The organism is Klebsiella sp. WOUb02 (assembly GCF_050058015.1).
Taxonomy (GTDB): Bacteria; Pseudomonadota; Gammaproteobacteria; order Enterobacterales; family Enterobacteriaceae; genus Klebsiella.
The window spans coordinates 389054-403542 of record NZ_CP170106.1 but is presented as its reverse complement, the minus strand read 5'-3'; the positions used below and the strand labels follow the sequence as shown (position 1 = coordinate 403542).

The 14489-nt window shown below is 45.9% G+C and carries 17 protein-coding genes and 1 pseudogene; 12 read left to right on the top strand and 6 right to left on the bottom strand.

All coding sequences use genetic code 11. The features are described from left to right. The first annotated feature begins 51 nt into the window (after positions 1-51). From ABOC21_RS04130 to ABOC21_RS04115, 4 genes are all read left to right on the top strand, one after another. Positions 52-609: a toxin C-terminal domain-containing protein gene (locus ABOC21_RS04130; protein WP_426812559.1), complete on the top strand. Its 558-nt coding sequence runs from the start codon at positions 52-54 to the stop codon at positions 607-609. A gap of 3 nt (positions 610-612) precedes the next feature. Next, complete coding sequence (locus ABOC21_RS04125; protein WP_192480449.1) at positions 613-1050, top strand: hypothetical protein; 438 nt, start codon at positions 613-615, stop codon at positions 1048-1050. A gap of 93 nt (positions 1051-1143) precedes the next feature. Beyond that, positions 1144-1299 carry a polymorphic toxin type 25 domain-containing protein gene (locus ABOC21_RS04120; protein WP_426812558.1) on the top strand — a complete coding sequence of 52 codons (156 nt, stop codon included), beginning with the start codon at positions 1144-1146 and terminating at the stop codon, positions 1297-1299. Continuing rightward, on the top strand, positions 1286-1645 hold the full coding sequence (locus ABOC21_RS04115; RefSeq protein ID WP_426812031.1) for a hypothetical protein: 360 nt from the start codon (positions 1286-1288) through the stop codon (positions 1643-1645). Before ABOC21_RS04120 ends, ABOC21_RS04115 begins: the two co-directional genes overlap by 14 nt. A 43-nt stretch (positions 1646-1688) precedes the next feature. On the opposite strand, the gene ABOC21_RS04110 is transcribed toward ABOC21_RS04115, so the two are convergent. Both ABOC21_RS04110 and ABOC21_RS04105 read right to left on the bottom strand, forming a co-directional pair. Beyond that, positions 1689-2150 (bottom strand): SymE family type I addiction module toxin, encoded by a 462-nt coding sequence (locus ABOC21_RS04110; RefSeq protein WP_426812030.1) that lies wholly within the window; start codon positions 2148-2150, stop codon positions 1689-1691. Between the two features lie 602 nt (positions 2151-2752). After that, positions 2753-3649 carry a LysR family transcriptional regulator gene (locus ABOC21_RS04105; protein ID WP_426812029.1) on the bottom strand — a complete coding sequence of 299 codons (897 nt, stop codon included), beginning with the start codon at positions 3647-3649 and terminating at the stop codon, positions 2753-2755. 100 nt (positions 3650-3749) lie between these two features. Here ABOC21_RS04105 and ABOC21_RS04100 point away from each other — a divergent pair, with 100 nt between their 5' ends. The 3 genes from ABOC21_RS04100 to ABOC21_RS04090 all read left to right on the top strand — a co-directional run bounded on the left by ABOC21_RS04100 (position 3750) and on the right by ABOC21_RS04090 (position 5446). Then, on the top strand, positions 3750-4580 hold the full coding sequence (locus ABOC21_RS04100) for an SDR family oxidoreductase (protein WP_426812028.1): 831 nt from the start codon (positions 3750-3752) through the stop codon (positions 4578-4580). 313 nt (positions 4581-4893) lie between these two features. Then, positions 4894-5028: a glycohydrolase toxin TNT-related protein gene (locus tag ABOC21_RS04095; RefSeq protein ID WP_076945886.1), complete on the top strand. Its 135-nt coding sequence runs from the start codon at positions 4894-4896 to the stop codon at positions 5026-5028. Between the two features lies 1 nt (position 5029). Further along, a complete protein-coding gene (locus tag ABOC21_RS04090) occupies positions 5030-5446 on the top strand; it encodes an Imm63 family immunity protein (protein ID WP_426812027.1) in 417 nt (138 codons plus the stop codon). A gap of 543 nt (positions 5447-5989) precedes the next feature. Here ABOC21_RS04090 and ABOC21_RS04085 read toward each other — a convergent pair. Next, the gene (locus tag ABOC21_RS04085) at positions 5990-6277 is read right to left on the bottom strand and encodes a SymE family type I addiction module toxin (protein WP_426812026.1); all 288 of its coding nucleotides are present in this window, start codon (positions 6275-6277) and stop codon (positions 5990-5992) included. A 775-nt stretch (positions 6278-7052) separates the two neighbouring features. Here ABOC21_RS04085 and ABOC21_RS04080 point away from each other — a divergent pair. Next, positions 7053-7517 (top strand): hypothetical protein, encoded by a 465-nt coding sequence (locus ABOC21_RS04080; protein ID WP_426812025.1) that lies wholly within the window; start codon positions 7053-7055, stop codon positions 7515-7517. Positions 7518-7827: 310 nt separating this feature from the next. On the opposite strand, the gene ABOC21_RS04075 is transcribed toward ABOC21_RS04080, so the two are convergent. The 3 genes from ABOC21_RS04075 to gcvA all read right to left on the bottom strand — a co-directional run bounded on the left by ABOC21_RS04075 (position 7828) and on the right by gcvA (position 9930). After that, complete coding sequence (locus tag ABOC21_RS04075; protein WP_426812024.1) at positions 7828-8157, bottom strand: NIPSNAP family protein; 330 nt, start codon at positions 8155-8157, stop codon at positions 7828-7830. 134 nt (positions 8158-8291) lie between these two features. Continuing rightward, positions 8292-8774 (bottom strand): hypothetical protein, encoded by a 483-nt coding sequence (locus ABOC21_RS04070; protein ID WP_426812023.1) that lies wholly within the window; start codon positions 8772-8774, stop codon positions 8292-8294. A gap of 265 nt (positions 8775-9039) precedes the next feature. Next, on the bottom strand, positions 9040-9930 hold the full coding sequence (gene gcvA, locus ABOC21_RS04065) for a transcriptional regulator GcvA (protein ID WP_426812022.1): 891 nt from the start codon (positions 9928-9930) through the stop codon (positions 9040-9042). Between the two features lie 120 nt (positions 9931-10050). Here gcvA and ABOC21_RS04060 point away from each other — a divergent pair. From ABOC21_RS04060 to ABOC21_RS04045, 4 genes and pseudogenes are all read left to right on the top strand, one after another. Then, positions 10051-10785: pseudogene (locus ABOC21_RS04060) on the top strand (DMT family transporter). Between the two features lie 656 nt (positions 10786-11441). Then, entirely contained in the window at positions 11442-11963 is a 522-nt protein-coding gene (locus ABOC21_RS04055) for a hypothetical protein (protein ID WP_426812021.1), read from the top strand. A gap of 129 nt (positions 11964-12092) precedes the next feature. Continuing rightward, positions 12093-12326, top strand: a complete 234-nt coding sequence (bamE, locus tag ABOC21_RS04050; protein ID WP_426812020.1) for an outer membrane protein assembly factor BamE domain-containing protein — start codon at positions 12093-12095, stop codon at positions 12324-12326. Positions 12327-12579: 253 nt separating this feature from the next. After that, positions 12580-14313, top strand: coding sequence for an ABC transporter ATP-binding protein (locus ABOC21_RS04045; RefSeq protein WP_426812019.1), 1734 nt, complete (start codon positions 12580-12582; stop codon positions 14311-14313). Positions 14314-14489 lie beyond the last annotated feature (176 nt).

Here is a 14489-nt window from a genome sequence, read left to right as displayed (position 1 = left end):
GCTGGAATAGTGGGTCTTGCCGGAGCAGCCATCAAGGATGTTGCCGATAAGATGACGTCAGATGAACTGGATCACCTGATTACCCTGGAAATGCTGGGTAATGATGAGATCACCGGAAAATATCTGAGTTCTCTTCAGGATAAGTACGCTCCCTCACATACAGGGAATAATGATGGTCAGGTTAATATCGGGCCAAATAATACAGGGAACAATGACAGTCAGGCGAATACCGGGCCGAATGATACTGGTAATAATCAGGTTTCAGGTCAAGGTGCCACAAATACCGGGAACACGGAAGGTGCGCCGGATACTGGCGGAAATACCACAGTAACACCGATCCCGGATGGACCGAATAAGGATGATTTGGCTTATCTTGCTTTAAAAGGAAAAGAAGCCCAAGAGGCTGCTGGGAAATTAGGCTTTGACCGAAGAATACCAGCACAAAAAGCACCATTTAATTCACATGGTCAGCCAGTCTTCTATGACGGGAAAAATTACATTACACCTGACATTGACAGTCATAATGTTACCAATGGCTGGAAAATGTTTGACCGTAGAGGGAATCGTGTGGGAACTTATGACAGCGATTTAAACAGGATTAAGGACTGATATATGTTTGGTATTTTCCCTGAGGATAAACCATTAGATATCGAGGGTGAATGCGTTTTACCTGCGTCAATAGTCATTGATGATTTTTCAGAAATGATGAATATACCTCTATCTTATTGGAATATAAAGAACTACAAAGATAGCTGGAGAGACTCTCTTAAAGAGGGTCTGGAAAATAAAAAGCATGCTACTTTAGCTGTTTCAATGTACGAGCCTGAAAACGTGAATTTTATATTTACTTGGGTTCTATATTTCTCGGGTGATGATGTATTTGTTCAAAATAGCATTTTATTTTTAGATGAATGCCCAGGGTTCACTCCTGAAACTATAAACAACTTCACTGAACCACGAACAACGCATAATGAAGATGGTATGAAAATATCGGAATGGAGTACTAATTTAAAAAGCGTTCTTGATTTTTATCATAGCCTTAAACGTTAGTAAAAGACCACCTCCTGAGGAGGTGGTCTTTTTCGAATGTCTTCTGTAAGAGGGGCTACTGTCACCTTCCGATAACGAACCCAATAATTCCATATATTTTCCATAAGCCTGCACCGAGATCATGTTAGTTTTTCCTTCTCTGTCGGGTCAAGTATAGGTTTTACTGGTTCTTCCACTGCCCCTCACGGTGAAAAAATAGAACTGAACGGCGATACTACTAAGGAAATTTACCACCATGATTTCAAATGATATGGCGCTTAATACATCAGCGCTAGTTATGTTGTTCTTCTTAGCCGCATGGGGAGCATGTTTTTTTATATTTGTATATAAAAAACTTGGTGGATCGAAAGTAGGTAGAGATGCGTTGCTATACTTCAACTTTATGTTTTTCAAGAAGGATACGTTTTCAAACATCGCCTTGATTTTTCTCGTGCTGGGTTATATTTCAGCAGCATTTCTAGAATATCGAAGAGAGTTTTATGATTTGAAATTGTTTGCTGACTTATCTGGAGGAGTCTCTTTTCTTCTCTTCGCTGCATATGGGAAATATTTTTTTCATGATTACACTGAATACGAAATCATTTACCAGGGTTGAATAGTCAAATCCCGGCTGCTGAGCCGGGATTTGACCTTAAGGATCAGTCACGGCTTCGCTTCAGGCAATCATAGCGGGGCTTCTCCCGCCGGATGACCGACAGATCACCGGTATCGTTAAGCGCACCGGGGAACGTCTTGATCCACAAGTCCATTTTCTTCTTGCTGAAATGAGCCGTGCTTAGCCCTTCGGCACAACCGAACAGCTCCCGGCTGTTCTGGGCGGTGATCACAATACAATCTGGCATCACTCTGATTTTTACCGGCATACCCAGCGTAAATCCGGCCTGCGAAAGCCAGTCACCCTGGAGCGGGATATAGTCATGTCGCATACGGTCGTAAAACTCCGTGCGGTTAAGCGGTTGTGATGACTCCGTAGTGGATCTATTCTGCAAGTGCTTAACTGGTTTTTTACGTAACAGCTCGCAATTTTCGCCACTAGTTTCTGATTCATCAGATTCTATTTTGGCAATAGCACTTTCTGGCTTAAAATTCTGCTCAGCCATATTCAACTCCTGTTCAGTTGTCTGTGGTTAGCGGTAAGAAGGTGTTCCACCACCTCCTTACCGCGCTCTTTAAAAATCGTTCTACCTATTCCATCCTTCCGTTATGACAAATGACAATTTTTCTGCCTTCATTATATCGCACTGAATAAAAACACAGTATATATTACATGGACAGTTTTGATTATTGCGAAGTTGATTCAGGAAATAATATATACCTAAGTAACTTCAAGATGCAGAATGGTAGTACTCAAACAAGATACCCTTATCGCTATCCGGACTATTGCTCCTGCAACTTGAAGTATCATGGATATAACTTCATGTAACGTTGCATTATTAATAAGAGCACGCAATTTTTCTGTCATCAGTAGCGGTATTGATGGTATGTATCCCCTGCCCTCCGCCAAGAATGGTGGACAGTCAAATCCCCAGGATATGGTGGTACGTCAGACGGTCCAGGCAACGGGTCGAATGACCACACCAAAGAGCAGCTTTGAGCAAGAGCGAACGTTGAAAATAAGACAATACTTTTAATAACAGAGTGTTATGCCAGTAATTCTTTTTCTGGGTCAGATATGTCCATTGGCCCGAGTAGTCGAATAGTTTCAGACGCGCGTTGTTGCTTTGATTATGTCGACAAACAACCGTAACGCGACGGGCATATGACGATTATGCGAAAAATAGAGCGCGATACCTTGCGAGGCTATTGTCCAGTCGTCAAGCAATGTCACCAGGCGCTGTGTATCCAGCCCGTGCTGAGCATAGCGCTCCGGCACATAAGCCACCCCTAATCCGGCGGCGGCAGCTTCTGCCATTAAAGCACCGCTGTCGAGAGTCAGACTGCCAGGTACATCCAGCGCAAATCGTTGCTCACCCTGCTGATATTCCCAGTGATAGCGTTTACCGCTTGGCAGACGCTGTCGCAGGCATACGTGCTGCAAGATATCATGCGGATGCTGAATTGGTGGTCGTGATGCTAAGTAATCAGGTGACGCTATAGTAACAAAGCGTAACGGCCCGCTCAGGAAAATGGCCACCATATCTTTAGGCACATCTTCAAACAGCCGTATCCCTGCATCAAACCCTTGCTCAACAATATCAACCAGTTGCCCCTGCGCGACTAAATCAATTTCAATCCCTGGATATTTTTGGATGAATGTCGGCAATATTGTTTCCAGCAGGAGGCTGATAGCTGCATCACTGGCGCTGATGCGCAATCTACCATAAGGCTGGTGATCGCTGGCGGTAACGTCATTCAGTAGCTCGTCCATCTGACTGAGTAGCGGAGCCATGCGCTCAATCAGCATTGCACCTGTTTCGGTCAACGACACACTTCGCGTCGTTCGATGGAAAAGTCGCACGCCAAGCGCAGTCTCAAGCCCCTTTATTGTGTGACTGAGCGTTGAGCGTTTAAGTCCGAGTACATCTGCAGCGCGACGAAAGCTGCGCTGGTCAGCAACAGTTTTCACCGCCAGTAATTCATTCCAGGACGGGCGCTTCATTGTTTAATATTTCCCACCATCTCATGCCAATTTGAGGAGATTATGCCATCAATCATTCGTTATATGATGATCGTCGGTTCACTAAACGGAGAGAAAAGTAATGAAAACCTGGCTAATTACCGGAGCATCCAGCGGCCTGGGCCACCTGATGTGTGAAAATCTGCTGGCCCGTGGCGATCGGGTAGTAGCAAGCGTCCGGCGTGAAGGCGCATTAGATGATATGCGCGCGCAATACGGAGATAATTTACAGTTAATCGTGCTTGATATCAGCAAAACAGCAACCATTAAGCCCATCATTGAAACTGCATTCGCACAGGCGGGTCAGATTGATGTTGTGGTGAGCAACGCGGCTTATGGGCTGTTTGGAGCAGCGGAAGAACTGAGCGATATGCAGATTGAACGGCAGATTGTGACTAATCTTACCGGCTCAATTCAGCTGATTCGCGCCGTGATTCCCTTTTTACGGAAACAGGGCGGCGGTCGTATTGTGCAGGTTTCCTCGGAAGGAGGCCAGATTGCATATCCTGACTTCAGTTTGTATCACGCCACTAAATGGGGAATAGAAGGTTTTGTCGAAGCAGTTCGACAGGAAGTTGCGACTTTTGGCATCGACTTTTTGCTAGTGGAGCCGGGACCGACGGCGACGAAATTTGCTGCGGGGCTGGATATTGCCGATGCCTTACCCGTTTACAGAGATACCGCCGCAGGAAAACTGCGGACAGCGCTGATGAGTGGCGAGTTTGAGATCAGAGGTGATGCGCAAAAATGCGTGACGGCGATGATCGCTGCTGCTGATGCTGACGATGCACCACTGCGCTTACCGCTGGGCAGCACTGCATATAACAATATTGAAACGGCGTTAAACATGCGACTGCATGCACTGCGGGAAATGAAAACCGTGGCATACAGTGCAGATAGACTGAAGGCGTAGGCAGATTCATTCGATGGGGTAACCGGAAAAAAAGATTTACTGAGTTCCCCCCTTTAAATAGCGGATGTCCGCTTTTGGCACGGAGCGGACTGTCAGATTAGGCCTCAACCAGTTCATACGCTGCATCGGATCACCAGGAATCTCCTTCTCTTCCGCCCACATACCCCCCTATCCTATTACGCCAACAATTAACTAACATGCTAATAAATAATAAAATACTACAGAATCAAGGGACCATTTTTCGCTAAACTACATGCATGGCAGATCTGTGGATCATGGTGAGCGGTAGCCTTGCCTGCTGCCACTTAACGGTATGTCGCTTATCCAGGGAAAAATAGCGCCTGCTTTTGGTGAACCTGGCGGAGGTATTCAGATCCTGCCTGATATGAAGGAGCGAGTAGATGTGCAATGGTTATTAGATAACAAATACATTCGGAAGGTTAATTAAGATGTTAACAAATATTAACGTTCTTCAGAAACAGGTCGATATACTGGTTGCAAAAATCGATTTTCCAGCCCAGTCGATCATTCTTCATACTTCACCTGTCGGTGATGGTACACCCTACATTTCTTTTGAGAACGGAAAATATAATTATATCTGTTCCGAGAGAGGATATGAGTTTTCCAGAAAGGTGACTTCATCTATAGATGAGCTACTTTATTGGATAATCTATGATTTTGTACACGCCGTTGCAGTGGATTATGAACTCTCTAACCGAATTCCTGGAAAAGACAGTCGACGCATATATTTTCATAAGATTATAGAGCTTATGCACATGATAAGTGAAAGTTGGGGGCTAAAAGCGCAGAGTCATCTTGATGAGATACTTATTAACAGCCCTTATGAAGACAGTCTTTATCCCTGAACTTACATTTTAAACAACATTCCCTCTTCTAGCGGGAATGTTGTTGAGAATAATGTGCTGGCCTCCCGGGATTTGGGTGATTGCCGGACAATGTCAGCGGAAGCCTGTGGTAAAGCCAAAGAATTAAGCCAGAAGGTCCTCGATAAGGATCTGCCTTCTGTTGAAGATATGCGCGATAAGCTATACAAAATAGTTATTAAATAAACTTGTGTAGAAAGATACACCTAAACAAGATAACGAAGGTAAAAAATGATTTCATATATCAAACTATTAATTTACTCTTGCATTTTCTGCATATTGGTCTGCTTTATTTTAGGCGCTGGAGCTTCATTCATTGCATATATTAAAAACGGTTACTTTTTGATCCCCGAAGGACAGATAAAAAGAGCAATTGTTTTTGGATGCATTGCAGGGGTGGCTATTACGTTAGCAACTATAGTTTTTAATTTAATAGATAAATACAACTCGCGAAAATCACCTCCTTCAGATCCTGATTGATGTTCACAAAACCCCGGTGTCAGAGCCGGGATTTTACCTTAAGGGTCAATCACGACTTCGCTTCAGGCAATCATAGCGGGGCTTCTCCCGCCGGATGACCGGCAGGTCACCGGTATCGTTAAGCACACCGGGGAACGTCTTGATCCACAAGTCCATTTTCTTCTTGCTGAAATGAGCCGCGCTTAACCCTTCGGCACAACCGAACAGCTCCCGGCTGTTCTGGGTGGTGATCACAATGCAATCTGGCATCACTCTGATTTTTACCGGCATACCCGGCGTAAATCCGGCCTGCGAAAGCCAGTCACCCTGGAGCGGGATATAGTCATGCCGCATACGGTCATAAAACTCCGTGCGGTTAAGCGGTTGTGGTGACTCCGTTGTGGATTTATTCTGCGAGTGCTTAACTGATTTTTTACGTAGCAGATCGCAATTTTGCTATTAGTTTCTGATTCATCAGATTCTATTTTGGCAATAGCACTTTCTGGCTTAAAATTCTGCTCAGCCATATTCAACTCCTTGATAGTTGTCTGTGGTTAGCGGTAAGAAGGTGTTCCACCACCTCCTTACCGCGATATTTAATAATCTTTCTACCTATTCCATCCTTCCGTTATGACAGGTGAAAATTTTATCTGACTTCATTATATCGCACTGAATAAAAACACAGTATAGATTGCATGGACAGTTTTGATTATTGCGAAGTTGATTCAGAAAATAATATAACTTCATGTAACGTTGCATTATTAATAAGAGCACGCAATTTTTCTGCCATCAGTAGTGGCATTGATGTTTGTATCCCCTGCCCTCCGTCAAGAATGGCTGGCTGTCGAACTCCGCCTCCTATCCCCTGGATACTGTGGCTAGTCAGATGTACAGGCACCGAGGTGAACGGCAAAACTAAAGGGCAGTAATGAGCGATAAACCGAAGTTCACAACCCCATGACTAACATTGAAGTGTCCTAAGCAAAGGGGAACAGGTCACCGTCAGTCAAAAGAACCCGAGTATTCGTGAAATATTGTCAGTTACGATTTAGCTGTAAAAATCATCCTGGCGCTCTTACCGCCATTCGGCAAAAATATGCCAATGAGTAATTTACTGAGCAGGCCTGGAATGATTCTAAACTCAATTATGTGGCTGGCATCAACACTGCTTTTTTTCGTCTGGATCTTTGGTATCACACTGAAGAATACTTTCCGCACCAATGCGAAGCATTTTGTCATCCTGCTGGTCGTGCACCTAACGCTTAGCTTTGCTGCAATTGCGCTTAAAAAACATGGTGTCGTCCTTTTGCACAAGGGCGACAGTCCATGGCTGCGCCTGAGCCTGGGGCTTCTGGTGAAAAGCTATATGGCACTAGTTATGACCATGATGACAAGTTTTATGATGGCTCTAGCCAGCAGAGGCGCGCAACAGATGACGCACTTTCATAAAACTCACAATGCGGCCAACATGCACCGTAACCCGCTGAAATTTTACCTGCGGCAGGAAAACGCCATTGTCTGGGTCTATCGCCTGTTATTTCTCGCAGGTGGCGCTTATATCCTGTGGGCCATATGGTTTCGGTTGTCGTTTTAGGGGATGGAGGAATACGATATACCCAAGCCAAACTCTGTGTTTACCTGCTTCACTGATAGCCCCCAGCGGTATGGAAGGGGTCAGTTTGGATATCGAAAATTATTGTACGTTAAGGTGATTTTTTGTACCTCTGAGCTGTGGTAGAGCTTAACCACTTTGACAGGCAGTTTTGAGCGAGAGGCAGAAGTTTAGCTTGCAGCATAACGTTGGCATTATGTGTATTAGCTCCTACTCGATCTAGCACGTTTGATATCCCGAGCCAGAACTAATATGACAGTATGTCTGCAATCTTCACGGGATAGAATTGGGCTTACACTCGTAGCCCATCCACACTTACCGGAGACAGTGGCATCACTGTTTTAATGCATGTTTCGATGCAGTCAATGATGGATTCGCGTGGCCCGCTGCGCCAGTCTGTGCTCGCGTAGAAGGATTCAAGCACCGTATTCATATTTTCAGCACTTTCAAAGGCTCGAATGAGATAGTAGCAATCGGAATCATGCAGAGAGTTACCAAACGCCACGACATCAATTCCGTGGCGTTGATGAAGAGGAACACTGATTTCCTGCATGATGGTGTGAAACGTAGCTCCAGTGCCTTTGTGTAATGTGTATTGCAGTATCTCGACCGTTTTTTTCATAAATGCTCTTCCGATGTTGGCTCGAGGCAGACATGCCCGGGGACGCAAAGCATCTGTTATGAACGATGAGAGGAAGTTTGCGTTCGTTGTTACCGCTGATGGAGGTCACATCCGTGGCAGGGTGGCAGGTAATGTTACTCATACATCCACGGCACAGGCTCACCAATATAGGTGAGTGTACAACACCGGCAAGTAACCTTAACGTCCTTTCCCGTAATCGAAGGGTTTACCTGTTGTAGAATTCCATTTCCATCAACGAACAGGCCCGGATAAAAACTGCTGTCGCCAATGCGGACTAAATCCCTTTGTTGATGCTCATGCAGCGCGACCAACCAGAATACAGGAACGGTGGTATCAAGACGTCCACATACCTCGCTGAATATGTCATCCCACGGGTTGCCAATCTGTTTGATAAGAAAGTTAAACAGTGGTGTGTAGTCCCGGCCACGCTTCTGCCTGCCATGCATTGTTTCGCGCTTTGGCAGCAGATCATCTCCGACTCTTTTACGATTACGTTCCCAGCGGTACTCAGCACCCGGATTAGTAGAACAATGCCGCGTAGTCGTGTTGTCGCTGCGATATAGTTTACGAGACTTGTTCAATAGATGAGTGCGCATAGCTCGCTCTTTTGCATCCTTCCTTTTGTGAGTCCGTAACCCGCCGGAGCCAGATTCAGTAGCTTGTGACCGCATAAACAATGGGCAAATCTTAAAACGTTCTCATTCTGCTGAAATATCTCCCTACTGACAACTACCAAAAAGTCCGCTGCTGGCACGGAGCAGACACGCTCCTGGAACTGAAGGTCTGCTGAGAGCGAAGAGCGGAATTTGCGACCTTATGAATTAGATTGAACCTGAATCAACATCTTTATTTTCTCTCACCTTATATTGCAGGGTATTTATTGGCTGCTGTTGTAATCCAGTCACGGAACCGGCGACTTATTTTCTGTAATATAGCGGACTCTTCGTACACCAGGTAGTACGCAATCGGCGAATCAACCGGAATTTTCAGCGGGTTAATCAGCAAGCCACTTGCAAGTTCTTCCTGAACAAGAGCACTGCGAACAAGCGCGATGCCTTTACCTGCGATTGCGGCCTCAATCACGCCGTTGGAATCGACGAAAACAGGACCAGTATCAGTATTCACATTGGCAATACTCTGTGCACGAAACCAGACGGACCAGTCCAGCCGGTGTTCATCATGCAACAGCGTATACTCTGCAATATCGTTCGGTGATGAGAGTTCGTGTTCTGGTACAATTAATCGGGGGCTACAGACCGGGAGAAGTTTATCGTTCACCAGGCACTCAGACTCCATTCCAGGGTAGCTACCAGCGCCGTGCCGGATAGCGAAATCAATCCCCTCAGACAGTAAATCAACCTGTCTGTTGGTTGTACTGATTTGTACTTCCACACCCGGATTGGCTTTTTCAAATGCAGGCAGCCGCGGCAGCAGCCATTGAATGGCAAAACCACTTGTGCAACTAATCGTTACTTTGTTTGCCTTTCCATCATTCGTTAAGCGTTGTGTTGCTTCTGCTATCTGGCTGAAAGCGGGCCGTATCGCCCTCAGATAGATACGCCCCTCAGTTGTCAGTTCGAGACGACGAGGACTGCGTATGAACAATCGAGTGTTCGTCACGTTTTCGAGTTTTGCAATCTGCTGGCTGACAGCGCTGGACGTTACACATAATTCTTCAGCAGCGGCCTTCATACTCATAAGTCTTGCCGCAGACTCAAAACACATAAGCGCATGTAAAGGTGGAATTTTCATCAGATATCGTGCTTTATAAGTTAGAAAATCTTAAGTATAAACAAAAATCTTGTTTGTCGACATGTCTGGCATGATTCACAGTTTCGTTGTTACTTCCCCTTCAAAGAAAAAGGAACTGTTATGCGTGTTGCTGACTATCTCCGGTTACTCCTGCTTGCCGTTATTTGGGGAGCGAGCTTTCTCTTTATGCGTATAGCTCCCTTTCTGATGTATTGCCTTGCGGCCAAATGGCTACCTGCCGGGTATTCAGCCATTTTGAATGCAACAACGCCTTTGATGGGGGCACTCGTTGGATTTTCATGTTTTGCGGAAAAACTGACACTTCGAAAATAGGCTGGCATATTCCTGGGACTTGTCGGCATCATTGTGATCACCACAATTGGTAAAGTATTGTCTGCGGATAAGCAAATTGCCGGTGTTATTGCCTGTCTCATCGCTACCGGTTGTTATGGGGTCGCCAGTTTTCTGACACGAAGCTGGATTGCCAACAAAGGCGGACTCGATCCTAAAATTGTCGCTTTCGGTAGCCAGATGGGGGCATCTATTTTTCTGATGCCTTTTTTTCTATGGAGCACCAGCATTGGTCCTACTGTTAACTGGCAACAGCAAGAGGCATGGATAAGCGTAATTGCAGTGGGAGTGATCTGTACTGCGTTTGCTTACATATTGTATTTCCGTCTGATTGCCGATGTCGGGCCATTACGTTCATTAACAGTGACATTCTTAATTCCTCCGTTTGGCATGCTGTGGGGATATACTGTGCTGGGCGAAATCATTAACAATGGCTTCATTATAGGGGCGACAATTATAGGTGTTGCTGTCTGGATGGTTGTGAGCCCGGAAAAAACTAATTAATGGTTAAGTATGATGAATAAAAACAACGAGCTTTCATAACCAGGAAGCCTGGAGGGGTTTAATTAAGAACTAATTAACTCAAAAGCCTATATTTATCAGTAATTATTTTTTAATTGACTATAAAAATAAACGTCCGTTTATGGCACTTAGCTGCCAGAGCAGTGTGCTGAGCCCGCTTCGAGCGAAAAGCCGAAGCGAGCCTTACAACACCATGATTAGTTTGTCGAAAGATACCCTAAAGTGAATGCTCTGGTTTAGCGGGATATTTAAACTGAGATCATCACCAGTCGCGGAGCAGATTTGTGCTGGTACAAGGAATAAAACTACCCGCTGGGGTCTTCCGCCCCTCTCTCCCTTTTGAATCCTATTACGGACTCTGATTACATGAAACTCTACCAACTCGCTAATAAATAATAAAATATAATAAATCCGCCATTTTTGATAGACTACGAGACCGATAGCCCACGGTTCATCGTACAGTGGTGGCATTATTTCCCCACGATAACGACGATCCCGGCTTCTGGCTTAGGTTCTTGTTATGAACCATCGTTTTGCCCGCTGTTAACAGGCGAAGTAGTTCGCCATCAGCAACAGGCTACGATGGAAAAGTGTCGGCATCATTGCCGCCAGGATTCATTTTTAATAAAAGGATTATTATGAAATCAACACTCAACTCATTCATTATTATTATAAGTTCCGGCTTATTATCAGGGTGTGCATCCTACTGGGGGAAGGTGCCCTATACGCCACCACCCGAATCGGAAACCAATATTGCTAAAATTCGGTTAATTGGTAACCCTCCCGGGTTTACCATCAGCCAGCACGGTAAAAAGCCTGGGGCGGTTGATGATACAAGCATCGTAATATTGCGACCGACTCACGACCTTGGTTTTCCGAAAGCCTCAAGCGATAGCGCAAGATATAAAGAAACATATTATGATACAACCGTGTATGCCAATACCCCGACCCGGGTGGGCTTCAGGTTTTTGTACGGCTGCCGCGATGTTGGTTACGCCTTTGTTCCGCAAAAAGGAGAAACGTACGAGTTTAAACTATCCACAAGCGATAAAAGTGGCTACTGCGTACTTTATGCAACCCATCTAAAATATGATGCTGAAAATAATATTTATGTAGATGACTCTGTCGAAAAATACCCGAATTATACTTATTCTGAATAATCGACAAAGGGAATAAATGAATAGAATAACCACTTTATTGGCCTTATGTTTAACCCTGCTGATTTCAGGTTGTATCGGCCATATAGACAGAACGCATGAAGGGAGTGTACAAAAACTCTCAGAAAAAGAGTGAGTAAAAACTTAATACCCGGTAAAACGACAAAAAGAGATGTCCTGCTGCTGCTCGGCCGCCCGACGCTACCTGAGGACTATAACGTTAAAAATGACTGGGTTTATCATTCTAAAACCACCGGTAAGGCACTCTATGTCATTGCCCCGGTAAACTATGACAAAGAGGTAACATTGACTTTAAAATTTAACGACAACAAGACGTTAGTCAGTAGCCAATATCGCGCAAACTGACCCGGTTTGTGGGGCGCGTGATATTGCTTCATCAACCTGAAATAAATGCGCCGGTGTTCATCGGCGCATTTATTTCAGGCATGGTTAGACACAACTGAGGCGTATGGCTTCTGCTACGGGTGAGAGATAGAGGTGCTTGTTTGCAACCCATTTCCCTACTCAATAAATTCATTAATGCAATTGACATCCATTCTCATCTATTATTACCCGCACATCGCACGATCCATGGCTGCTGCAACAAGGGAGGTCGTCAGTGCTACTGGCTATCAGGTACGTCTTTGCTTCATGTCCACTCCGTATTACCGCGCTCATCGCCGTTGTATTGCTTCAGGGGCTGATACCGGCCCTCAACGTCTTTATGACCGGCCAGATCATCAATACGCTGCATGCAGCGCAAACCACCAACGGCGAGCTGATGCTGAACGTCGCTGTTTGGTGTGTCTCACTCCTCGGCATGCAGCTGATGCAGCCCCTGGTCAATCTTGTTCAGGGGGATGTCACGGAGATTTCGACCAATTACTTCAGCGCTAAGATCATGCGCCGCATGAATGACTCCTTTTCCCTGAGCCTGTTTGATAACAAGGCGCGTTACGAGCAGCTGGAATATTTGAAAAAAGAAGCCGCCTACCGGCCGCTTAATTTCATCATCTGTATCATTTACGTCATCCGGGCAATTATCATGGCCGGCAGTTTGCTGTTGGTTCTGCTCAACTATTCAGGAGCAGGAGCGGCCATTTGCGCACTCTCCGCCATACCGATGATTGTTACCAATATACGTATTCAGCAGAGATATGTGCGGGACTTATTCCTCACCTCTAAAGATGCGATTGCGATGCGCTACGTATACGGCGTCAGTATGGACAAGAGTTTTTTGCAGGAGATCCGGCTATACGGCCTTGGAAAATATCTGCTGAATAAATTTAACGTATCTGCCCGCCATACCTACTCACGCATGCACAAACAGCGCATCCGCGCGCTCATCGCGCCCGTGCCAGCGATGGTGCTGAGCCTGGGGATGCTGTTCGCCGGAGTAACGCTGTTTTTAAGCAACTTACGCACCAGCGATATTGCCGTGGGCGCGCTGGTGATGGTGTTCCAGTCTATTGTGATGATGAAATCGCACCTCGACGAGATAGCCAACTTTGGTTCGAATCTCGTCAGCATGAGCAGTTTTTTCACTCACTATCATTCGTTTATGACGGATAAGATCGAACCGGTGAAAAACGGCCATCTTACCTTACCCACCGAAACGCCTTTTGCACTCAGCATTCAAAATCTCCGATTTCAGTATGAGGGGCGTAATCATCCCGCCCTGGATGGGGTTAACCTTGAAATTGCCCCCGGCGAGAAGGTCGCCATTCTCGGCGATAACGGCAGCGGAAAAACAACGCTGGTTAAAATGATTCTACGTATGTACGCCTTCAGTGAGGGGGCGGTGTCGGTGTCAGGCGTGCCGATCGACAGGCTGGATATTGAAAGCTATCGGAATCAGATCGCCACCGTGTTTCAGGATTACGGAAAATATGAGTTCACGGTGGGCGAAAACATTGCCCTGAATAATTACGACGCAGAGACCCCGTCACCCGCGGTTGATGAATTGCTGAAACAGGTAGGGTTCCCGTATGGCCAGCACACCCGGCTGGGCAAGCAGTTCGGCGGCGATGAGCTCTCCACTGGGCAGTGGCAACGGCTGGCGATTGCGCGAGCGCTATACCGCAAGGCCAGTTTGTTTATTTTTGATGAGTTCTCTTCGTCGCTCGATCCCGAAACCGAGCATCGGCTATTTAATGACATTCTCGCCCTCAACACGACGGTCCTCGCCGTGACGCACAGACTCGGTAACATCAAAGAATTCGACCGAATTATCGTGATGTCTGCCGGAAAGGTCATCGAAAATGGCGACTTCGCCACGCTAATGAGCCAACGAGGAAAATTTCACGACATGTGGCACGCGCAGTTTAAATCGGTGATGGCTCAGGCGGTTTAATTCTACGGGAGTCGTACGCAGTTGTTTTGTACGTCACTGCGGATGTCACTGCGCCAAAGTTAACATTATTACCCCCTGGCGTATGGCGGACATACCCGAAATCGAGCAAGGCGATGGCTTCGCAGCCGAAGTGTGCTTAAATCAACCTGCGGAGCCATCGAAGCCAATACATTGAA